General features: G+C 69.8%; 2 protein-coding genes. Both read left to right on the top strand.

All coding sequences use genetic code 11. The features are described from left to right. The first annotated feature begins 237 nt into the window (after positions 1–237). Positions 238–13,140 (top strand): non-ribosomal peptide synthetase, encoded by a 12,903-nt coding sequence (locus KSS93_RS17475; protein WP_217885235.1) that lies wholly within the window; start codon positions 238–240, stop codon positions 13,138–13,140. Next, positions 13,137–24,503: a non-ribosomal peptide synthetase gene (locus KSS93_RS17470; RefSeq protein WP_217885234.1), complete on the top strand. Its 11,367-nt coding sequence runs from the start codon at positions 13,137–13,139 to the stop codon at positions 24,501–24,503. Before KSS93_RS17475 ends, KSS93_RS17470 begins: the two co-directional genes overlap by 4 nt. The last annotated feature ends 9 nt before the right edge of the window (positions 24,504–24,512 follow it).

The following is a 24,512-nucleotide window of genomic DNA, read 5'->3' as shown; positions in this document are numbered from 1 at the left end:
GCTTGCCCGCGAATACGGGCGAAGCCCGTGCCATACACTGTGTCGCCCTTTTCGCGGGCAAGCCCGCTCCCACAGGGATCGCGCCAGCTTTTGGCAACTGAGCAAGACAATTGCTCCTACAGGGGCCAAAGCCCCGGGCCACCGATTGTCCCGGCTTCCCCTGTCAGCCCCGCAGGCACCGATCCTTTAGTTTCACCCCCGACTTTTATTCACTTGGCAAAGCAGGATGCTTAACCCATGCCCTTGAGCGAACTGATGGCGGTGCTGTGCACCCGCGCGATCCGACTGCAACGTGACGGCGACGACCTGGTGGTGCTGGGCGCCGACGATGCCCTGGACGACCACCTGTGGCAGGCCCTGGCCGACCACAAGCCGGCGCTGCTGGCGATGCTGGCCGGGCAGGGCGACGACTGGGTCAGCCCGGCGCTGCGCATCACCCCCGACATGCTGCCACTGGTGAGCCTGGACCAGGCCGCCATCGACCGCATCGTCGCCACGGTGCCGGGCGGCGCGGCCAACGTGCAGGACATCTACCCGCTGGCGCCGCTGCAAGAGGGCATGCTCTACCACCACCTCAGCGCCAGCGCCGGCGACCCCTACCTGTTGCAGGCGCAGCTGCGCTTTGCCAGCGCCGCGCACCTGGCGGCGTTTCGCGAGGCCTTGCAATGGGTGATCCAGCGCCACGACATCCTGCGCAGCGCGCTGCTGTGGGAGCGCCTGGACGAGCCGCTGCAAGTGGTCTGGCGCGAAGCGCCGCTGGTTTGCGAAGGGGTGCTGCTGGACGGTGCGGGCGATGCCCTGGCGCAACTGCGTGAGCGCTTCGACAGCCGCCAGTTCCGCCTCGACCTCGGCCAGGCGCCGCTGCTGCGCCTGGTGCATGCGCCGGGCCATGGTGAAGAGGTGGTCGCCCTGTTGCTGTTCCACCACACGGTGATGGACCACGCCGCCCTGGATATCGTGCGCCGCGAACTGCACGCGCACCTGACCGGCAACAGCGCCCAGGTCGGCCCCGCCGTGCCGTTTCGCGACCTGCTGGCAGAAGCCCGCCAGGCCCGTGACGCAGGCGCGCAGCAGGCATTCTTCGGCCAGATGCTTGGTGATATCGACGAGCCGACCCTGGCCTTTGGCCTGGCAGAAAGCGACGGCCTGTCGGTGGAAGAAGCCCGGCTCACCCTGGAGCCGGCCCTCAGCCTGCGCCTGCGCGGCCTGGCCCGGCAGCTTGGGGTCAGCCCGGCGAGCCTGATGCACCTGGCCATGGCGCGGGTGCTGGGGCAGGTGTCCGGGCGCGAGGCGGTGGTGTTCGGCAGCGTTCTGCTGGGGCGCATGGAGGCCGGCGCCGGCGGCGAGCAGGCGCTGGGCATGTTCATCAACACCTTGCCGCTGCGGGTGGATGTCGGCGCAATCAGCGTCAGCGAAGGGCTGCAAACCACCCACCAGCGCCTGAGCGGCCTGCTCGGCCACGAGCAGGCATCACTGGCCGAAGCCCAGCGCTGCAGCGGCGTTGCCGCCCCCACGCCGTTGTTCAACTGCGTGCTCAACTACCGCCACAGCGCCGCAGGGGACGCCGATGCGGTGATCGAGGTGGCGCCGGGCATCCTTGTACTGGGCGCCGAAGAGCGCACCAACTACCCGCTGACGGTGAACATCGACGACCTCGGCGAGGCGTTTCGCATCACCGCGCTGGTGGCCAGCCAGATCGGCGCCCGGCGCGTTGCCGGTTACCTTGCGCAAACCCTCGGGCAACTGGCCCAGGCCCTGGAGCAGGCACCGCACACCCCGGTGCAGGCGCTGGACATTCTGCCGCCGGGCGAGCGCGAGCAGCTGCTGCAGGCCAGCAACCAGCCGCTGCAGGCATTTGCCGCCACGCCGCTGTTGCACCAGCGCTTCGAAGCCCACGCCAAGGCGCGCCCGCAAGCCACTGCGCTGATCTTCGAGCAGCAAAGCATCAGCTACGGCGAACTCAACCGCCGCGCCAACCAACTGGCCCACCACCTGATCGGCCTGGGCATCGGCCCTGAGGCGCGGGTGGCCATTTGCGTGGAGCGCGGCCCGGCGATGATCGTCGCCATGCTTGGCGTGCTCAAGGCCGGTGCCGGCTACGTGCCCATCGACCCCGGCGCCCCGGCCCAGCGCATCGCCTTCACCCTGGCCGACAGCGCACCTGCGGCGGTGCTCAGCCAGGCCGACTGCCTGGCCCTGCTGGGCACCCCCGAGGCGCCACTGCTGGACCTCGACGACCCGCGCCTGGCCAGCCAGCCCGAACACGATCCGCAGTGCCCGGGCCTGCTGCCCACGCACCTGGCCTATGTCATCTACACCTCCGGCTCCACCGGGCTGCCCAAGGGGGTGATGGTCGAGCACGGCAACGCCAGCCGCCTGTTCACCGCCACCGACGCCTGGTACGGCTTCAACCCGCAGGATGTGTGGGCGTTGTTCCACTCGTTCGCCTTCGACTTCTCGGTGTGGGAAATCTGGGGCGCGCTGGCCTACGGCGGCCAGTTGCTGATCGTGCCGCAGCGCATCAGCCGCAACCCCGACGAGTGCTACGCGCTGCTGTGCCAGAGCGGCGTCAGCGTACTCAACCAGACCCCCAGCGCCTTCCGCCAGCTGATTGCAGCCCAAGGCCGCAGCACCTTGCAGCACTCGCTGCGCCAGGTGATCTTCGGCGGCGAGGCGCTGGAGCCGGGCTCGCTCAAACCTTGGTACGCGCGCATCGCCAATGCCGGCACGCGCCTGGTGAACATGTACGGCATCACCGAAACCACGGTGCACGTCACCTACCGCCCGCTGCAGGCCGCCGACGCCCAGCTGGTGGGCGTCAGCCCCATCGGCGAGCGCATCCCAGACCTGCAACTGTACGTGCTCGACGCCCAGCGCCAGCCGGTGCCGGTGGGGGTTACCGGTGAGCTGTACGTGGGGGGCGCCGGGGTTGCCCGGGGCTACCTCAACCGCCCCGAACTCAGCGCCGAGCGCTTTATCAGCGACCCGTTCAACCCGGCAGGGCGCCTGTACAAAACAGGCGACCTGGCCCGCTGGGCCGCCGATGGCAGCCTGGATTACCTGGGCCGCAACGACGACCAGGTGAAGATCCGCGGCTTCCGTATCGAGCTGGGCGAAATCGAAGCACGCCTGGCCGCCTGCGCCGGTGTGCGCGAGGCCGTGGTTCTGGCCCGCCCCGACAGCGCAGGCGAGCCGCGCCTGGTGGCCTGGTGGCTGGCCGAGGAGGGCGCAGCGCCGAGCGTCGCCGAGCTGCGCCAGGCGCTGCTCAAGGACCTGGCCGAGTACATGGTGCCGGCCGCATTCGTACGGCTGGACAGCTTCCCGCTGACCGGCAACGGCAAGCTCGACCGCAAGGCGCTGCCCGAGCCCGATGGCGCCGCCTTCGCCCGGCATGCCTTCGAGGCGCCGCAAGGCGAGGCCGAACAGTGCATCGCGCAGATCTGGCAGCAACTGCTGGGCATCGCCGAGGTGGGCCGCCACGACAACTTCTTCGAACTGGGCGGCCATTCGCTGCTGGCGGTCAAGCTGGTGGAGCGCATGCGCCAGCAAGACCTGGCCGCCGATGTGCGGGTGCTGTTCGGCCAGCCGACCCTGGCGGCCCTGGCCGCTGCCGTGACCACCGGGCAGGCGGCGCCGGTGCCGGCCAACCTGGTGCCAGCCGGCTGCACGCGCATCGAGCCGCACATGCTGCCCCTGGCCAACCTCGAGCAGGCGGCCATCGACCAGTTGGTGGCCGGCATCCCCGGCGGCTGCGCCAACGTGCAGGACATCTACGGCCTGGCCCCGTTGCAGCAGGGCATTCTCTACCACCACCTGGCCAGCAGCGGCGCTGACCCTTACGTGCTGCGCGCACGCTTTGCCTTTGCCGGCGAAAGCCAGCTGCAAGGTTTTGTCGAGGCCCTGGACAAGGTGATTGCCGAGCACGACATCCTGCGCACCAGCATCCACTGGCAAGGCCTGGACGAAGCGGTACAGGTAGTGCACCGCCAGGCCCGCCTGCCGGTGGTGGCCAATGCCGACCTGCAATGCCTGGAGCTGAACCGCGCACCGTTGATGAAGCTGGTGCGCCACAGCGAAGGCGAGCGCCTGGAAGCGACCCTGCTGCTGCACCATATCCTCCTCGACCACACCGCCACCGAGCTGCTGGTGGCCCAGGTGGGCGCGGTGCTGCAAGGGCGTACCCTTGCGCTCGACAGCGTGCCGTACCGCAACTACGTGGCCCGCGCCCGCCTGGACGCCGACCCGGCCGGCGACGAGGCGCTGTTCCGCGACATGCTCGGCGACATCGACGAGCCCACCGAAGTGTTCGGCCTGCGCGATGTGCAGGGCGACGGCGTGCAGGTACTCGAGCACCAGCAGCCTGTGGCCCCGGCACTGGCTGCCCGCCTGCGGGTGCAGGCGCGTCAGCTGGGGGTGAGCATCGCCAGCCTGGTGCACCAGGCCTGGGGCCAGGTGCTGGCGCAACTGAGCGGGCGCCAGGAGGTGGTGTTCGGCACCGTGCTGCTGGGCCGCCTGCAAGGCGGCGCCGGGGCCGACCGGGCGCTGGGCATGTTCATCAACACCTTGCCGCTGCGGGTCAGTGTCGATGCGATGGGCGTGGCCGATGGCGTGCGCCGTACCCACCAGCGCCTGGCGCAACTGCTCGGCCACGAACAGGCCTCGCTGGCCCAGGCCCTGCGTTGCAGCGGCGTGCCCAGTGACCAGGCGCTGTTCACCAGCCTGCTCAACTTCCGCCATGCCAGCCCCAAGGCCGCAGGCGACGGCCTGGGCTGGGCCGGCATCGAACTGCTGGCCTCCCGCGAGCGCAGCAACTACCCGCTGGTGGTCAACGTCGACGACCAGGGCGAAGGCCTGAACCTGACCGTGCAGGCGGTGCCGGAGGTCGATGGCAGCCAGGTTTGCGCGCTGCTGGCCTGCGCCCTGGAGCAACTGGCCCAGGCCCTGGAGCAAGCCCCGCAAAGCCCGCTGCATGCAGTTGCCAGCCTGCCGGCCGGCGAGCGTGAGCGGGTGCTTCACCAGTTCAACGACACCCGCCGCGACTACCCGCGCGAGCAACCGCTGCATGTGCTGTTCCAGGCCCGCGCCGCCGCCTCGGGCGATGCCGTGGCGCTGATCCATGGCCAGCGCCAGTGGCGCTACGCGGAGCTGGCCGAGCACGCCCACCGCCTGGCCCACCACCTGCTGGCCCTCGGCCTGCGCCCGGGCGAGCGGGTGGCGCTGCTGCTGCCGCGCTCGTTCGACCTGGTGGCCGCGCAACTGGCGGTGAGCCGCTGCGGCGCCACCTACGTGCCGCTGGACGGCAACGCGCCGCTGGAGCGCCAGGCCTTCATGCTCGAAGACTGTGGCGCCAGCCTGCTGCTGACCCACAGCGACCAGCCGCGCCCGGGTGATACCCAGCGCGTGGAGCTGGACACCCTCAACCTGGCCGCCTACCCCGGGCATGCCCCGGAGCTGGCGGTGGCTGCGGGCAGCGCTGCCTACATCATGTACACCTCCGGCTCCACCGGCACGCCCAAAGGCGTGCAGGTGCCGCACCGGGCGGTTGCGCGGCTGGTGATCAACAACGGCTTTGCCGACTTCAACGCCCGCGACCGCGTGGCTTTCGCCTCCAACCCGGCCTTCGACGCCAGCACCCTGGAAGTGTGGGCGCCGCTGCTCAACGGCGGCGCGGTGGTGGTGATCGACCAGCACCAGGTGCTGGCCCCCGATAGCCTGGGCCAGGCGCTGCTCGACGGCGGCGTGACGGTGCTGTGGCTGACGGCGGGTTTGTTCCACCAATACGCCGATGCCTTGTTGCCGGTATTCGCCACGCTGCGCTACCTGATGGTCGGCGGCGATGTGCTGGACCCGGCGGTGATCAACCGTGTGCTGCAGGGCGGTGCGCCGGGGCATCTGCTCAACGGCTACGGGCCGACCGAGGCCACCACCTTCAGCACCACCTTTGAGATCCACAGTGCGGGGGCAGGGGCGATCCCCATCGGCACGCCCATCGGCAACAGCCGCTGCTATGTGCTCGACGCCCGGCGCCAGCCGCTGCCGGTGGGCGCGGTGGGCGAGCTGTACATCGGCGGTGACGGCGTGGCCCTGGGTTACCTGGGCCAGCCTGCGCTTACCGCCGAGCGCTTTATCGACGACCCGTTCAGTGGCGAACCCGGCGCGCGGCTGTACCGCAGTGGCGACCTGGTGGCCTGGCAGGCCGATGGCACCTTGCGCTACCTGGGGCGCAGCGACCAGCAGGTCAAGCTGCGCGGCTTCCGTATAGAACTGGGCGAGATCGAAGCCCGCCTGGCCGCCTGCACCGGGGTGCGCGATGCCGTGGTGCTGGTGCGCGAGGATGTGCCGGGGGACAAGCGCCTGGTGGCGTACTTCCAGGCCGAGGGCGAAGCACCGGCGATTGCCAGCCTGCACGAGCAACTGCAGGGCCAGCTACCCGACTACATGCTGCCGGCCGCCTACGTGGGCGTGGCCCGGTGGCCACTGACCGCCAACGGCAAGCTCGACCGCCGTGCGCTGCCGGCGCCGGGCCAGGGCGATGTGCTCAGCCGCGTGTTCGCCGCCCCCGAAGGGGCGCTGGAAACTCGCCTGGCGGCGATCTGGGCCGACTTGCTCAAGGTCGAGCGGGTGGGGCGCCACGACAACTTCTTCGAAATGGGCGGCCATTCACTGCTGGCCGTAAGCCTGATCGAGCGCATGCGCAAGGCCGGCCTGGGCGCCGATGTGCGCGTACTGTTCGCCCAGCCGACCCTGGCCGCCCTGGCCGCTGCGGTGGGCAGCGGCAGCGAAGTGCAGGTGCCCGTCAACCGGGTGCCGGCCGGGGCCGACAGCATCACCCCGGACATGCTCAGCCTGGTGCAACTGGACCCGGCCAGCATCCAGCGCATCGTCGCCACGGTGCCGGGCGGCGCCGCCAACGTGCAGGAAATCTACCCGCTGGCGCCGCTGCAGGAGGGCATCCTCTACCACCACCTGAGCGCCGCCCAGGGCGACCCGTACCTGCTGCAGTCGCGCCTGGCCTTCGACAGCCTGGTGCGCCTGCAAGCCTGGGCCGCGGCCCTGCAGCAGGTAATCGCCCGGCACGACATCCTGCGCACCTCGCTGGCCTGGGAAGGCCTGGCGGAGCCGGTGCAGGTGGTCTGGCGCCATGCCGAGCTTGGCGTGGACGAAATCGTGCTGGATGCAGGCAGCTCGCTACCTGTGATCGACCAGTTGCAGGCGCGCTTCGATGCCCGCCAGCACCGTATCGACCTGGGCCAGGCGCCGCTGCTGCGGCTGGTCTACGCCCACGACCCGGGTAATAGCCAGGTGGTGGCTATCCTGCTGTTCCATCACCTGGCCCTGGACCACACCGCCATGGACGTGGTCGGCAGTGAAATGCTCGCGCTGATGCGCGGCGACGACAGCGCCCTGAGCGCGCCGGTGCCGTACCGCAACTATGTGGCCCAGGCGCGCCTGGGCAACGACCGCCAGCGCCATGAGGCGTTCTTCAGCAAGCTGCTTGGCGATATCGACGAGCCGACCCTGCCGTTCGGCCTGCATGACGTGCAGGGCGAGGGCCATGCCATCGAGGAGGCGCACCAGGCGCTGGATGGCGCCCTGGCCCGGCGCCTGCGCGAACAGGCCCGCCAGCTGGGCGTCAGTGCCGCCAGCCTTGCGCACCTGGCCTGGGCGCGGGTAGTCGGGGTGCTGGCCAACCGCAGCGACGTGGTGTTCGGCACCGTGCTGATGGGCCGCCTGCAAGGCGGCGAGGGCGCCGACCGGGCCCTGGGGGTGTTCATCAACACCCTGCCGCTGCGCATCGACACCTGCGCCCCGGTGGCCCAGGCCCTGCGCGCCACCCATGCCGGGCTGTCGGCATTGCTCGGCCACGAGCATGCCGCACTGGCCGAGGCCGTGCGTTGCAGTGGTTTGCCCGCAGGCCAGCCGCTGTTCAGCGCCTTGCTCAACTACCGCCACAGCAACGCCGAGGCGCGCCGTGACGGCGAGGGCATCTGGCAGGGCGTGCGCCTGCTGGGCGGCGAAGAGCGCAGCAACTACCCGCTGACCCTGAGCGTCGACGACCTGGGCGAAGGCTTTGCCCTGAGCGTGCTGGCCCAGGCCGGCATCGGCGCCGGGCGCGTGGCCGGCTGGATGGCCAATGCCCTCGAACAGCTGGTACAGGCGCTGGAGCAAGGCGGGCAGGCGGCGGTCGAGCTCTTGCCGCTGCTGGGCGCTGAAGAGCGCGTGCAACTGCTCGAAGGCTTCAACGACAACCACCGCCACTACCCGAAAGGGATGACCGTGCATGCCCTGATCGAGGCCCAGGCGGCGCGCGCAGCCAATGCCCGCGCCGTGGTGCAAGGCGAGGAGGTGCTGACCTACGGCGAACTCAACCGCGCCGCCAACCGCCTGGCCCACCACCTGATCGGCCTGGGCGTGGCCCCGGGCGCGCGGGTGGCGCTGTGCCTGCCGCGTACCCCGCAACGCCTGGTGGCGCTGCTGGCGGTGCTCAAGGCCGGCGCCGCCTACGTGCCGGTGGACCCGGCATACCCTGCCGAACGTATCGCCTACCTGCTGCACGACAGCGCTCCGGCGCTGGTGCTGGCCGAGTCGGCTAATACCCGCCTGGGCGAGGCTGTACCCCGGCTGAACCTGGACCTCGGCGGCTGGCACACCGCGCCTGAACACAACCCGCAGGTGCCGGGCCTGGCTGACGATGGCCTGGCCTATGTGGTCTACACCTCCGGCTCCACCGGCCAGCCCAAGGGGGTGATGGTCGAGCACCGCACCCTGGCCAACCTGGTGCACTGGCACTGCGAGGCCTTCAGCCTGGGCGCCGGCAGCCAGACCGCCAGCGTGGCCGGTTTTGGCTTTGACGCCATGGCCTGGGAAGTGTGGCCGGCGCTGTGCGCCGGGGCCGTGCTGCACCTGCCGCCGGCCGAGCTTGCCGGTGACGATGTGCAGGGGTTGCTGGACTGGTGGCAGGCGGCGCCTTTGGAGGTGGCCTTCCTGCCCACGCCGCTGGCCGAGCAAGTGCTGCGCAAGGGCCAGGGCCACCCGACCCTGCGCACGCTGCTGACCGGTGGCGACCGCCTGCGGCCGTTCGACAGCGCCCCGGGCTTTGCCGTGGTCAACAACTACGGCCCCACCGAAACCACCGTGGTGGCCACCTCCGGGCAGGTGGCGCCGGGCACTGTGGCGCATATCGGCCGGCCGTTGCCCAATACCCGGGCCTATGTGCTCGATGGTCAGCAGCAGCCAGTGCCGGTGGGCGTGGCGGGCGAACTGTACATCGGCGGCGCCGGGGTTGCCCGCGGCTACCTGGGCCGCCCGGACCTGACCGCCGAGCGTTTTGTCGACAACCCGTTCCATGGCGGGCGCATGTACCGCAGCGGTGACCTGGTGCGTTGGAACAGCGACGGCACCCTGGATTACCTGGGCCGCAACGACGACCAGGTGAAAATCCGTGGCATGCGCGTCGAACTGGGCGAGGTCGAGGCTGCGCTGAGCGCGCAACCCGGGGTGGCCGAGGCCGCCGTGCTGGTGCGCGGTGAGCGGCTGCTGGCCTGGTTCTGCGCCGAGGGCGAGGTGAACGTCGATGAGTTGCGCCAGGCCCTGGCAGCGCGCCTGCCGGCGCATATGCTGCCGCTGGCGTTCATGCCCCTGGCGGCGCTGCCGCTGACCACCCATGGCAAGCTCGACCGCCGCGCGTTGCCCGACCCCGACCCGGCCAGCCTGGCCGGCCCGGCCTTCGAGGCGCCGCAGGGCGAGCGCGAAACCGCCATGGCGCAGGTCTGGGCCGAGGTCTTGGGGCTGGAGCGGGTAGGCCGGCACGACAACTTCTTCACCCTGGGCGGCCACTCGCTGCTGGCGGTAAGCCTGGTGGAGCAACTGCGCAGCCAGGGTATCGAGTGCGATGTGCGCCAGCTGTTCAGCCAACCCAGCGTGGCCGCGCTGGCTGCTGCCCAGGGGCCGGCGCGCCAAGTGCAAGTGCCGGCCAACGGCATCCCGGCCGGCTGCCGGCAGATTACCCCGGGCATGCTCAGCCTGGTGACGCTGACCCCGGCGCAGATTGCGCGCATCACCGCCAGCGTGTCGGGCGGGGCGGCCAACGTGCAGGACATCTACCCGCTGGCGCCGCTGCAGGAGGGCATTCTCTACCACCACCTCGGCGCCGGGCGCCACGACCCCTATGTGCTGCAATCGCGCATGGCGTTCGACAGCGAGGCGCGTTTGCAGGCCTTTGCCGAGGCCTTGCGCACGGTCATCGCCCGGCATGACATCCTGCGCACCGCCGTGCTGTGGGAAGGTTTGCCGCAAGCGGTGCAGGTGGTGTGGCGTGAAGCCCCGCTGCTGGTGCGCGAGCAAAGCGAGCCCGCCGAGCAGTGGCTGGACCTGGCCCAGGCGCCGTTGATTCGCCTGACCTACAGCCGCACCCAGGGCAGCCCGCGGCTGTTGGCCACATTGCAGTTCCACCACATAGTGCTCGACCACACCGCACTGGAGGTGGTGCGCGCAGAAATGCTCGCCTGCCTGAACGGCCAGGGCGAACCTGCCCAGGCGCCGGTGCCGTACCGCAACTACGTGGCCCAGGCGTTGCTGGGCGTGAGTGAAGCCGAGCACGAGGCGTTCTTCCGTGGCCAGTTGGCCGATATCGACGAGCCGACCTTGCCCTACGGCCTCAACCCGCAAGCCGGGGTGGCCGGAGCCATCGAAGAGGCCCGCCTGCAACTGCCCGAAGCCTTGCAGCGCCAGCTGCGCAGCCAGGCCCGCCAGCTTGGGGTGAGCACCGCCAGCCTGTTGCACCTGGCCTTCGGGCGCCTGCTGGCGGCCGCCAGCGGCAAGGCCTGCGTGGTGTTCGGCAGCGTGCTGCTGGGGCGCATGGGCGGCGGCGACGGCGCCAGCCATGGGCTGGGCATGTTCATCAACACCCTGCCACTGCGCCTGGACCTGGACGGCTTCGACGTGCGCCAGGCCGTGCGCAACACCCATGAGCGGCTCAGCGCACTGCTGGCCCATGAGCATGCCTCCCTGGCCCTGGCCCAGCGCTGCAGCGCAGTGGCCGCGCCACAGCCGCTGTTCAGCGCCATGCTCAACTACCGCCACGGCGAGGCTGAGGGGGCTGCCCAGCGCGAGGCCTGGCAGGGCATCGAGACCCTGGCCAGCGAAGAGCGCACGCACTTCTTGTTCAGCCTTAACGTGGATGACTTCGGCGATGCCCTGCGCCTGACCGCGCAAGTGCCGGCCAAAGTGGGTGCGGCGCGGGTCTGCCAGCAGATGCAGGCGGTACTGGAAGGGCTGGTGCAAGCCCTTGAACGCCAGCCGGACCTGCCGGTACAGCGCCTGAACGTGGTGCCGGTGCAGGAGCGCGAGCGTTTGTTGCTGGGCTTTAATGCCACGGCGGCGGCTTACGACCTTGAGCAGACCGTGCATGGCCTGATCGAGGCACAAGTGCAGCGCAGCCCCGAGGCCATTGCGGTGCGCGGCGAGGAAGGCGAGCTGAGCTTTGCCCAGCTCAATGCCAAGGCCAACCGCCTGGCTCATCACTTGATTGCGTTGGGCGTCAAACCCGACGACCGCGTGGCGATCTGCGTCGAGCGCGGGCTGGCGATGGTGGTGGGGCTGCTGGCCATTCTCAAGGCCGGTGGTGCTTATGTGCCGGTGGACCCGGATTACCCGGCCGAGCGCATCAACCACATGCTCACCGACAGCGCGCCGGTGGCGGTGCTGGTGCATGGTGCTACCCGGCAAGTACCGCAAGGGCTGCCGGTGGTGGACCTGGACCTCGACACCTGGACGCATCTAACGGATAGCAACCCGGTGGTTCTGGGCCTGACCCCGAACCACCTGGCCTACGTGATCTACACCTCCGGCTCCACCGGCCTGCCCAAGGGTGTGATGAACGAGCATCGCGGGGTGGTGAACCGCCTGCTCTGGACCCAGCAGCAATACCAGCTGGGTGCAGATGACGTGGTATTGCAGAAAACCCCGTTCAGCTTCGATGTGTCGGTATGGGAATTCTTCTGGCCGCTGCAAACCGGCGCCTGCCTGGTCATGGCGCGCCCAGGCGGCCACAAGGACCCAGCCTACCTGCGTGACGTGATCGCTCAACAGCAGGTCACCACCTTGCACTTCGTGCCCTCGATGCTGGATGCCTTCCTGGCCCACGGCGATGCCGAGCGGGCAGCGATGAAGCGCGTGCTGTGCAGCGGCGAGGCTTTGCCCGGTAGCCTGGTGCGCCGCTTCAAGGCACAACTGGCCGGCGTGGAGCTGCACAACCTGTACGGCCCGACCGAAGCAGCAGTGGACGTCAGTGCCTGGCACTGTGCCGAGCCGCTGGAGCAAACGCCGGACAACACCCCAATCGGCAAACCGGTGGCCAACACCCAGTTGTATGTATTGGACGCCTATGGCCAGCCGACGCCGCAAGGCGTGGCCGGCGAGCTGTACATCGGTGGCGTGCAGGTGGCGCGCGGCTACCTCAACCGTGCCGAACTGAGCGCCGAACGCTTCATCGACGACCCGTTCACCCCAGGCGGGCGGCTGTACCGCACCGGCGACCTGGCCCGCCACCTGGCGGACGGCAACCTCGAATACCTGGGCCGCAACGACGACCAGGTGAAGCTGCGTGGCCTGCGTATCGAGCTGGGCGAGATCCAGGCCTGCCTGACCCGTATCGACGGTATTCAAGAAGCCGCCGTGCTGGCCCCCGAGCTGCAAGGCGAACGCCGCCTGGTGGCGTACTACACCGGCAACGCACAAGCGGTGGAAGAGCTGCGCGCCGAACTGCTGCGTCACCTGCCGGAGTTCATGGTGCCGGCGCTGTTCGTGCACCTGCAGGCCTTGCCGCTGAGCCCCAACGGCAAGCTCGACCGCAAGGCACTGCCGGTGCCGGGCGCCGAGGCCCTGACCAGCCGCCCGTATGAGGCCCCGCAAGGTGCCACCGAACAGCTGCTGGCTGAGGTCTGGGCCGAGCTGTTGGGGCTGGAGCGAGTAGGGCGGCATGACAACTTCTTCGAACTGGGCGGCCATTCGCTGCTGGCGGTGACCCTCACCGCCCGCCTGCGTGAACACGGCCTGGAGGCCGACGTGCGCGCCCTGTTCGAACAACCCACTTTGGCGGGCTACGCAGCCATCACAGACAGAATGGAGATCGTCCTGTGAGCATCGAACAACTTCTGGCCACCCTGGCCAGCCTCGACATCCAGCTGGCCCTGAAGGATGGCCAGCTGGCCGTGCAGGGCAACCGCCAGGCGCTGGGCGACCCGCAACTGGTGGCGCAACTGCGCGAGCACAAGCCAGCCTTGATCGCGCTGCTGGCCAGCGGCGGCTACCAGCCGGGCCAGCGCGGCCCGGTGCTGGTGCCGGCCAACGGCATCGCCGACGGGTGCAGCCATATAACCCCCGCCATGCTGACCCTGGCCGAGCTCGACCAGGGCGCCATCGACCGCCTGCTGGCCCAGGTGCCGGGCGGGGCGGCCAACGTGCAGGACATCTACCCGCTGGCCCCGCTGCAACAGGGCATCCTCTACCACCACGCCAGCAGCAGTGGCAGCGACCCCTACGTGATGCAGGCGCAGTTCGCCTTCGCCGACCGCCAGCGCCTGGACGCCTTCGCCGAAGCCTTGCGCGGGGTGATCGCCCGCCACGACATCCTGCGCACCTCGGTGCACTGGGAGGGGCTTGAGCAACCGCTGCAAGTGGTCTGGCGCCAGGCGCCGCTGCAGGTCGAGGAGGGCGAAGACGCGCGCCGGCTGGACCTTGCCCAGGCGCCGTTGATTCGCCTGCGCCACCGGGCCGCAGCCGCTGACGGGAGCATTCTCGCCAGCCTGCAGTTCCACCATATCGCCCTGGACCACAGCGCCTTGGACGTGGTGCGCCACGAAATGCAGGCGCTGCTGCAAGGCCAGGGCGCGAGCCTGGGCACGCCGGTGCCGTTTCGCAACTACGTGGCCCAGGCCTGCCTGGGGGTAAGCGAAGCCCAGCACGAGGCGTTCTTCCGCACCATGCTGGGTGACCTCGACAGCCCAACCCTGGCCTACCAGTTGCAGGACGTACAGGCCGACAGCGGCCAGACCGAGGAACACAGCCTGGCCCTGGACAGCGCCCTGTGCCTGCGCATCCGCGCCCAGGCCCGGGCCTGCGGGGTCAGCGTGGGCAGCCTGTTCCACCTGGGCTGGGCCCAGGTGCTCGGCGCCCTGACCGGGCAGGCCAGCGTGGTGTTCGGCACCGTGCTGATGGGCCGCCTGCAAGGCGCCGAAGCCACTGACCGGGCTTTGGGCATTTTCATCAACACCTTGCCGCTGCGGGTCGAGCTGGGCGCGCTGGCGGTGGCCGAGGCGCTCAAGGCCACCCACCAGCGCCTGGCCACGCTGATGCGCCACGAGCATGCGCCGCTGGCCCTGGCCCAGCGCTGCAGCGCAGTGGCGGCGCCGACGCCGCTGTTCAACAGCCTGCTCAACTACCGCCACAGTGCCATCGAGGCCAGCGCCCAGGCGCGCGCGGCCTGGGCCGGTATCGATATCCTGCATTCCGAGGAGCGCAGCAACTACCCGCTGACCCTGAGCGTGGACGACCTTGGCGAGGGCCTGCGCCTGACCCTGCTGGCCAGTGCCCAGGTGCCTGGCGAGCGGGTGTGCGGTTACCTCGAACAGACCATGCAGGCCTTGGTCGATGCCCTCGAGCAAGGTGGCCAGGCGCCGCTGCAAAGCCTGTCGGTACTGCCGGCGGCGGAGCGGCGGTGGCTATTGGACGACATCAATACCCGCCAGCACCCCCACGACCTGTCGCTGACCCTGCACCAGCAGGTCGAGCACCAGGCCCTGGCGCAGCCCACTGCCATCGCTGCCAGCTGCCTGGGGCAGACCCTGGACTACGCCACCCTTAACCACAGTGCCAATGCCCTGGCCCATCAGCTGATCGGGCTGGGCGTGGGCCCGGATGCGCGGGTGGCGGTGGTGGCCCGCCGTGGCCTGGACACCCTGGTCGGCCTGCTGGCGGTGCTCAAGGCCGGCGGCGCCTATGTGCCGGTTGACCCGGCGCACCCGGACGAGCGCATTGCCTACCTGCTGGCCGACAGCGCGCCCAAGGTAGTGCTGACCCAACAGGCACTGCGCGGGCGCCTGGACGCCGTGCAAGTGCCGCTGCTGAACCTCGACCAGCCCGACTGGCCGGCCCGTGACGACAACCCGCAGGTGACCGGCCTGAATGCAGCCAACCTGGCCTACGTGATCTACACCTCCGGCTCCACCGGCCTGCCCAAGGGCGTGATGGTGGAGCACCGCACCCTGGCCAACCTGGTGGGCTGGCACTGCCGGGCCTTCGACCTGGGGCCAGGGCGGCACACCTCGAGCCTGGCCGGCTTTGGCTTCGACGCCATGGCCTGGGAGCTGTGGCCGGCCTTGTGCGGCGGCGCGACCGTGCACATCGCCCCACCGGGCGATGGTAACGACGACCTCGACGTGCTGCTGAGCTGGTGGCAGGCGCAGCCGCTGGATGTGAGCTTCTTGCCGACCCCCGTGGCTGAATACGCCTTCAGCCAGCAGATCGGCCACCCGACCCTGCGCACCCTGTTGATCGGCGGCGACCGCCTGCGCCAGTTCAACCGCAACCAGACCTTCAGCGTGGTGAACAACTACGGCCCCACCGAAACCACCGTGGTGGCCAGCTCCGGCGTGGTGCAGGCCGGTGGCGTGCTGCATATCGGCGCGGCGGTCGACAACACCCGCCTGTATGTGCTCGACGGCCAGTGCCAGCCGGTGCCGTTACAGGTGGCGGGCGAACTGTACGTGGGCGGCGCCGGGGTGGCCCGGGGCTACCTGGGCCGCCCGGACCTCACCGCCGAGCGCTTTGTTGACGACCCGTTCCACGGCGGGCGCATGTACCGCACCGGCGACCTGGTGCGCTGGCTGGCCGACGGCACCCTGGAGTACCTGGGGCGCAACGACGACCAGGTGAAGATCCGCGGCGTGCGTATTGAACTGGGCGAAATCGAAAGCCGTCTGAACAGCCTGCCGGGCATCAATGAGGCAGTGGTAGTGGCCCGCGAGGACCAGCCGGGCCAGGCGCGGCTGGTTGCCTACTTCACGGCGCAGCCCGAGGTAGAGGTGGCTGCGCCTGCGCAATTGCGCGCGCAGTTGCAGGCCCACCTGCCCGATTACATGGTGCCGGTGGCCTATGTGGCCTTGCCGGCACTGCCGCTAACCGCCAACGGCAAGCTTGACCGCCGGGCCTTGCCGGCACCCGACCGCACGGCGTTGTTCGAGCGCGGTTACGAGGCGCCGCAGGGCGAGTTGGAACACACCCTGGCGCACATCTGGAGCGAGCTGCTGCAGGTTGAGCGGGTAGGGCGGCGCGACCACTTCTTCGAACTGGGCGGGCACTCGCTGCTGGCCATGCGCCTGGCGTCCCAGGTGCGCCTGCGCCTGGGCGCGGAATTGGCGCTCAACGCGCTGTTCGCCCATGCCGAGCTGGCCGCCCTGGCCGGTTACCTGGCCAGCGCCGAGGGTAGCGAGCTGCCGCCGATCGTCGCCGCGCCTGCCGGGCAAACCGGTGTGTTGTCGTATGCCCAGCAGCGCCTGTGGTTTTTGGCGCAGATGGGCGATGCGGGGCAGGCCTACCACATTCCCCTGGCCCTGGGCCTGCGCGGTGCGCTGGATGCCCAAGCGCTGGAGGCGGCCTTGTTGCGCATTGTCGAGCGCCATCAGGCGTTGCGCAGTTGCTTTGTGGCCGAGGGTGAGCAGGTGCAGGTGCTGACCGGCGCCACCCCGGCGCCAGGCTGGCTGCAACGCCTCGACCTGCGCCAGGCGCCCCAGCAAATGGCCGCCAGCCTGCAGCAGGCGGCAGCGCAGCCGTTCGACTTGGGCAACGGCCCGCTGCTGCGCGCCAGCCTGTTACAACTGGCCGATGACTACCATGTGCTGGCGGTGACCGTGCATCACATCGTTGCCGACGGCGGCTCGCTGGCGGTGCTCACCGCGGAACTCTCGCAACTGTACCCGGCCCTGCGCCAGGGCCTGGCCGACCCGTTGCCGCCGCTGGCCCTGCAATACGCCGACTACGCCCTGTGGCAACGGCGCTGGCTGGACGGCGAGCGCCTGGCGCAGCAGGTGGCCTACTGGCAACCCACCCTGGCCGGCGCGCCGGCCTTGCTGACCTTGCCCTGGGACCGGCCACGCCCGGCCCGCCAGGATTATGCCGGGGCCACCTTGCCGCTGCGCCTGGACGCGGGCCTGAGCGCCGGCCTGCGCAGCCTGGCTCTGCGCCACGGCGCCACGCCGTACATGGTGCTGCTGAGCGCCTGGGCCAGCCTGCTGGCACGCCTGGCCGGGCAGCCGGAAGTGGTGATCGGCTGCCCGGTCGCCGGGCGCGACCGCGCTGAGCTGGAAGGGCTGGTGGGGTTGTTCGTCAACACCCTGGCGCTGCGCATCGCGCTGCCCGAGGCCGCCAGCACCGAGGTATTGCTCGGCCAGGTCAAGGCCCGCCTGCTGGAGGCTCAGGCCCACCAGGCGTTGCCGTTCGAGCAGGTGGTCGAGGCTTTGCGCCCGGCCCGCAGCCTGGCCCATGCACCACTGTTGCAGACCACCCTGAACTGGCTGCCGGGGTCGCTGGGCGAGCTTGAGCTGGACGGCTTGCAGATCGAGGGCGTGGCGCAGGCCGGGCAGGTGGCCAAGTTCGACCTGTCGCTGAACCTTGGCGAGCAGGGCGAGTGCATCGTCGGCTCGCTGGAATACGCCACGGCGCTGTTCGATGAAAGCAGCGTGCGCCGCTATGGCGGCTATTTCGAGCAACTGCTGCGGGCGATGGTGGCCAACGACCAGGCCGAGTTGGCCGGGGTCGAGCTGCTGGAGCCCGAGGAACGTAACCGGTTGGTGCGCGGCTTCAATGCCACGGCGGCGGCTTACGACCTTGAACAGACCGTGCATGGCCTGATCGAGGCGCAAGTGCAGATCAGCCCCGAGGCCATTGCCGTGCGCGGCGAGGAAGGCGAGCTGAGCTTTGCCCAGCTCAACGCCAAGGCCAACCGCTTGGCCCATCACTTGATTGCCTTGGGCGTGAAACCCGATGACCGCGTGGCGATCTGCGTGGAGCGCGGGCTGGCGATGGTGGTGGGGTTGCTGGCGATTCTCAAAGCCGGTGGTGCTTATGTGCCGGTGGACCCGGATTACCCGGCTGAACGCATCAACCACATGCTCACCGACAGCGCGCCGGTGGCGGTGCTGGTGCATGGTGCTACCCGGCAAGTACCGCAAGGGCTGCCGGTGGTGGACCTGGACTACGAAACCTGGGCTGACCTCTCGGCAGAAAACCCTGAAGTCATCGGCCTGACCCCGAACCACCTGGCCTACGTGATCTACACCTCCGGCTCCACGGGCCTGCCCAAAGGCGTCATGAACGAGCACCGCGGGGTTGTGAACCGCCTGCTGTGGACCCAGCAGCAATACCAGCTGGGTGCAGATGACGTGGTATTGCAGAAAACCCCGTTCAGCTTCGATGTGTCGGTATGGGAATTCTTCTGGCCGCTGCAAACCGGCGCCTGCCTGGTCATGGCCCGCCCGGGCGGCCACAAGGACCCGGCCTACCTGCGTGACGTGATCGCTCAACAGCAGGTCACCACCTTGCACTTCGTGCCCTCGATGCTGGATGCCTTCCTGGCCCACGGCGATGCCGAGCGGGCAGCGATGAAGCGCGTGCTGTGCAGCGGCGAGGCCTTGCCCGGTAGCCTGGTGCGCCGCTTCAAGGCACAACTGGCCGGCGTGGAGCTGCACAACCTGTACGGCCCGACCGAAGCTGCAGTGGACGTCAGCGCCTGGCACTGCGCCGAGCCGCTGGAACAAACGCCGGATAACACGCCAATCGGCAAACCGGTGGCCAACACCCAGCTGTATGTGCTCGACGCCTACGGCCAACCGACGCCGCAAGGCGTGGCCGGCGAGCTGTACATCGGTGGCGTGCAGGTGGCGCGCGGTTACCTGAACTGCGCCGAACTGAGCGCCGAGCGCTTCATCGACGACACGTTCACCCCGGGTGGCCGGCTGTACCGCACCGGCGACCTGGCCCGCTACCTGCCGGACGGTAACCTCGAATACCTGGGCCGCAACGACGACCAGGTGAAGCTGCGTGGCCTGCGTATCGAACTGGGTGAAATCCAGGCCTGCCTGACCCGTATCGACGGCATTCAGGAAGCTGCGGTGCTGGCCCCCGAGCTGCAAGGCGAACGCCGCCTGGTGGCGTACTACACCGGCAACGCACAGGCAGTGGAAGTGCTGCGCGACGAACTGCTGCGTCACCTGCCGGAGTTCATGGTGCCGGCGCTGTTCGTGCACCTGCAGGCCTTGCCGCTTAGCCCCAACGGCAAGCTCGACCGCAAGGCACTGCCGGTGCCGGGCGCCGAGGCCCTGACCAGCCGCCCGTATGAGGCCCCGCAAGGTGCCACCGAGCAACTGCTGGCTGAGGTCTGGGCCGAGCTGTTGGGGCTGGAGCGGGTAGGGCGGCATGACAACTTCTTCGAACTGGGCGGCCATTCGTTGCTGGCCCTGACCTTGCTCGCCCGCCTGCGCAGCCGTGGCTTGCAGGTGGATATTCATGTGCTGTTCGCCGAGCCCAGCCTGTCGGCCCTGGCGGCGACCGTGGCCAGCAATGCCGCGCCCGAGGTCCCGGCCAACCGCATTACTGGCGACTGCCAGGGCATCACCCCGGACTTGCTGGCGCTGGTGGCCCTGGAGCAGCCGGCAATCGACAGCGTGGTCGCCAGCGTCACCGGCGGCGCCGCCAACGTGCAGGACATCTACCCGCTGGGGCCGCTGCAGGCCGGTATTCTGTATCACCACCTGGCCAACCCCGGGCAGGCCGACCCTTACCTGCAACAGGTGCACTTCGCCTTCAGCGATGCCAGCCGCCTGCACGCCTTCGCCACGGCCCTGCAAGCGGCCATCGCCCGCCACGACAGCCTGCGCAGCAGCCTGCACTGGGATGGCCTGCCCACCCCGGTGCAGGCGGTGTGGCGCCAGGCGCACCTGCCAGTGCAGGAAGTGACAGCGCTGGATGACCCCGCCCATGGCCACATGGACCTGACCCAGGCCCCGCTGCTGCGTCTGCTGCACTGCCGCGAGGCCGGGCGTATCCAGGCGCGCTTGCAGTTCCACCATGCGGTGCTCGACCACGTGGCCCTGGAGGTGCTGGTGCACGAACTGCAGGCGTTGCTGCTGGGTGAGGCGCAGCAATTGCCAGCCCCGGTGCCGTACCGCAACTACATCGCCCAGACCCTGCGCAGCGCCGGGAGCGAGGCCGCCGAGGCGTTCTTCCGCGCGCAGTTGGCCGATATCGACGAGCCCACCTTGCCCTACGGTTCGCTACGCCCCCATGGCAGCGATGCCCCGCGCCAGGCGCAGAAGGTGCTGGCGGCACCACTCAGCCGGCAACTGCGCGAGCAGGCGCGCCAGGCCGGGGTCAGCGCCGCCAGCCTGGTGCACCTGGCCTGGGCACTGGTACTCGGGCAGCTGTCCGGGCGCGACAGCGTGGTGTTCGGCAGCGTGCTGCTCGGCCGCCTGGCCGGTGGTGAAGGCAGCGAGCGGGCGCTGGGGGTGTTCATCAACAGCCTGCCACTGCGCATCGACTTGGCCGACGTGGATGTCGCTGAAGGCGTTCGCGCCACTCACCAGCGGCTCAGCGAGCTGCTGCGCCACGAGCATGCCCAACTGGCCCTGGCCCAGCGCTGCAGCGGCTTGCCGGCGGGCGCGCCGCTGTTCAGTGCGCTGCTCAACTACCGCCATGGCGGCGCGGCTGCCAATGGGCAGGCGCGGGCCTGGCAAGGCATCGAGCTGCTGCAGGCCGAGGAGCGCAGCAACTACCCGCTGGCCCTGAGCGTCGACGACGACGGCGAAGGCTTCACCCTGACCGCCCAGAGTGCCGAGGGCATCGATGCCGGGCGCATCTGCGCCTACCTGGAACAGGCCTTGATGGTCCTTTCGCAATCCTTGGCCGAGGCGCCGGGCACGCCGTTGAGCAGCCTGTCGATGCTGCCGGGCGCCGAGCGCAGCAGCTTGCTCGAAGGCTTCAACGCCACCGACCGCGACTACCCCCGCGAGCTGCCGGTGCACCGCCTGTTCGAGCAGCGCGTGGCCAGCCAGCCGCTGGCGGTGGCGGCGGTGGAGGGGAGTGACACCTTGCGCTATGGCGAGCTGAACGAGCGCGCCAACCGCCTGGCCCACTACCTGATCGGCCAGGGCGTGGCCCCGGGTGATGCGGTGGCGATCCTGCTGCCGCGCTCGCTGGAGCTGCTGGTGGCGCAACTGGCGGTGGCCAAGTGCGCAGCGGTGTACGTGCCGCTGGACATCAACGCCCCCTCCGAACGCCAGGCCTTCATGCTGGCTGACAGCCAGGCCGTGGCGCTGCTGTGCCGCGCCGCCGACACCCTGGAATGCCCGTCCCGGCGCATTGCCCTTGACCGCCTGGCCCTGCACGACATGCCCGGGCACAACCCGGGCCTGGCCCAGGGTGGCGGCAGCGTTGCCTACGTGATGTACACCTCCGGCTCCAGCGGCGCGCCCAAGGGCGTGCAAACGCCGCACCGGGGCATCGCCCGGCTGGTGCTGAACAACGGTTACGCCGACTTCAACGCAGGCGACTGCATGGCGTTTGCCGCCAACCCGGCATTCGACGCCAGCACCGTGGAGGTGTGGGGTGCGCTGCTCAATGGCGGGCAGTTGCGGGTGATCGACCAGGCGACCCTGCTCGACCCGGCGCGCCTGGCCCCGGTGCTGGGCGAGGTGAGCGTGATGTTTCTCACCACTGCGCTGTTCAACCAGTACGTGCAGTTGATACCCGAAACACTGGCCCGGCTGCGGGTGCTGATGTGCGGTGGCGAGCGTGGCGAGCCTGCGGCGTTTCGCCGTTTGCTGGCGGTGGCCCCGCAGCTGCGCCTGGTGCATTGCTACGGCCCCACCGAAACCACCGGTTATGCCACCACCAGCGAGGTGCGCAGCGTGCCTGAAGGCAGCGACAGCGTGCCGATCGGCCGGCCTATCGGCAACACCCGGGTGTACGTGCTCGACGGCCATGGCCGGCCCTTGCCGGTGGGCGTGGTGGGCGAGTTGCACATTGGCGGTGACGGTGTGGCCGCAGGCTACCTGAACCGCCCGCAACTGACCGCCGAGCGCTTTGTCGATGACCCGTTCAGCGGCCAACCGGGCGCACGCCTGTACCGCACCGGTGACCTGGGCTACTGGCGCGAAGACGGCCAGCTGGAATGCCTGGGGCGCAATGACGACCAGGTGAAGATCCGCGGCTTCCGTATTGAACTGGGCGAAATCGAGCAGCACATGGCCCGCTGCCCAGGCATCGGCGAGGCGGTGGTGCAGGCCTTGCGCCTGGACCAGGGGCCGCTGCGCCTGCTGGCCTGGTACAGCCGCCGCGACCCGGCGCTGAGCTCCGAGCAGTTGCGTACGTGGCTGCAGGCGCGGGTGCCCGAGTACATGGTGCCGGTGGCGCTGGTGGCCATGGACAGCCTGCCGCTGAACAACAACGGCAAGGTCGACCGCAAGGCCTTGCCGCTGCCGGCAGCCGGGGCCATCGGCCAGGACCGTTACGAGGCCCCGGCCACGGCGCTGGAGCGGCGCCTGGCGCAGGTCTGGGGCGAGGTGCTGGAGGTGGCCCAGGTGGGCCGCCATGACAGCTTCTTCGAACTGGGCGGGCATTCGCTGAGCGCCATTCGCCTGGTCAACCGCCTGCAGCAGGAGGGCCTGGCCAGCAGCCTGGCCGAGCTGTTCCAGCACCCGACCGTGGCCGCCCAGGCCAAGGCCATGCAGCAGCAGGGCACGGCGCAGCAGCCCGAGGGGCTGGTGACCGTGCGCGGCGAGGGCGACGAACCACCGCTGTTTTTGCTGCACGAGTTCAGTGGCCTGGAGCTGTACTTCCCGGTGCTGGGCCAACACCTGCCGGCGGGGTTCCCGGTCTACGGCGTGCCGGGCATACCCTTGGGCCAGGCCCAGCCACACACCCTGGAATGCCTGGCCAGCCGGGCCATCGAGCGCATCCGCGCGGTGCAGCCCGAAGGGCCGTACCGCCTGGCGGGCTGGTCGTTCGGTGGCGTGCTGGCCTACGAGATCGCCGCGCAACTGCGTGGCGCCGACCAGGCGGTGAGCTTCCTTGGCCTGATCGACAGCTTCCTGCCGCGCCTGACCGACCAGGGCAAGCCGCGTTGGCAGGGGCCATGGTTGCTGGAGCGCCACCTGTTGCTGCATTGCAGCCAGTACTGGCAAGCCCAGGGTGCGGCCGGGCTGGTGCAGCTGGCCAAACTCAAGGTGCTGGAGCAGCAGGCGCCGGCCTTTGCCGAGCTTCTGGCCGCCTGCCGTGACGAGCAACTGCTGTACGCCGCCCTGGCAGAGGCCGAGGACACCGCGCTGCGCCACTTCCTGGAGCGGGAACTGGCCCACGGCCACGCCCTGGCCCATTACCGGGTCGAGCCGCTGGATGTGCCGGTGCAGCTGTTCTGCGCCCGCCAGCGCAGCGGCGCCAGCCCTGCCCAGGGCTGGGCCGACACCCTGGGCGCAGGGCAGGTGCATGCCGTCGAGGTACCGGGTGACCACCGCAGCATGATGCAGCCGCCCCATGTGCAGGCCCTGGGGCAGGCGCTGGGTGACGCCTTGGCCGTGGCCTGCGCGCCGCCAGGGGCTGCCCATCAGCCTTTGGTGGCGATCCAGAGCGGCCAGCCCGGGCAGGCGCCGCTGTTCTGCGTGCCCGGTGCCGGCGACAGCGTTACCCGCTTTGTCGGCCTTGCCGATGCGCTGGGGCCGGACCGGCCGCTGTACGGCTTGCAACCGCGCGGGCTGGAAGGCGCCGGGGTGCCGCACCGTGAGGTGGAGGCTGCTGCGCGCTGCCATGTGCAGGCATTGCAGGCGCTGTACCCGCAAGGGCCGGTGCACCTGCTGGGGCATTCGTTCGGCGGCTGGGTGGCCCATGCCATGGCCTGCCAGTTACAGGCGGCGGGCCGCGAGGTGGGCTCGTTGACCTTGGTCGACAGTGAAGCGCCCGCCAGCGGCAGCGTGTGCGGCAGGCCGTACACCACCACGGCAGCGTTGCAGCGGCTGGTGGAGTCGTTGCAGTTGGGCAGCGGCAAGGCGCTGGGGCTGGATGCCGAGGCGTTTGCCGCGGCCGACGACGACCAGCAACTGCAGCTGCTGCACACGGCCATGCAACAGGCCGGGCTGTTGCCGGCGCGCGCCGGGGTACAGGCCCTGGCCGGCACGCTGCGCACCTTCAGTGCCGCGTTGCGCACGGTGTATCGCCCGCAGGGTGTTTACCAGGGCCCGGCCAGCCTGGTGCTGGTGGCCGACCCGACCCTCGATTCGGCCGGCAGCCAGCGCGAGCAGGCGGCCATGCGCGCCGGCTGGCAGCGGCTGTTGCCGCAACTGGCGGTGTGGGAAGGGCCGGGTGACCACTACAGCGTGCTCAAGGCGCCCCAGGTGTACAGCCTGGCGGCCTGGTGGCAGGACGGGCAGGCGCGGGTTTGTGAAAACTATCAGGATTGAAGAGCGTTT

Source organism: Pseudomonas xanthosomatis, from assembly GCF_019139835.1.
In the GTDB taxonomy this organism is placed as follows: Bacteria; Pseudomonadota; Gammaproteobacteria; order Pseudomonadales; family Pseudomonadaceae; genus Aquipseudomonas; species Aquipseudomonas fakonensis.
This window is presented reverse-complemented; position numbering and strand designations above follow the sequence as displayed.

What these genes read in the sequence shown, in the direction of transcription:
- KSS93_RS17475 (WP_217885235.1), top strand. Translation starts at nt 238, where the DNA reads ATGCCCTTGAGCGAACTGATGGCGGTGCTGTGCACCCGCGCGATCCGA.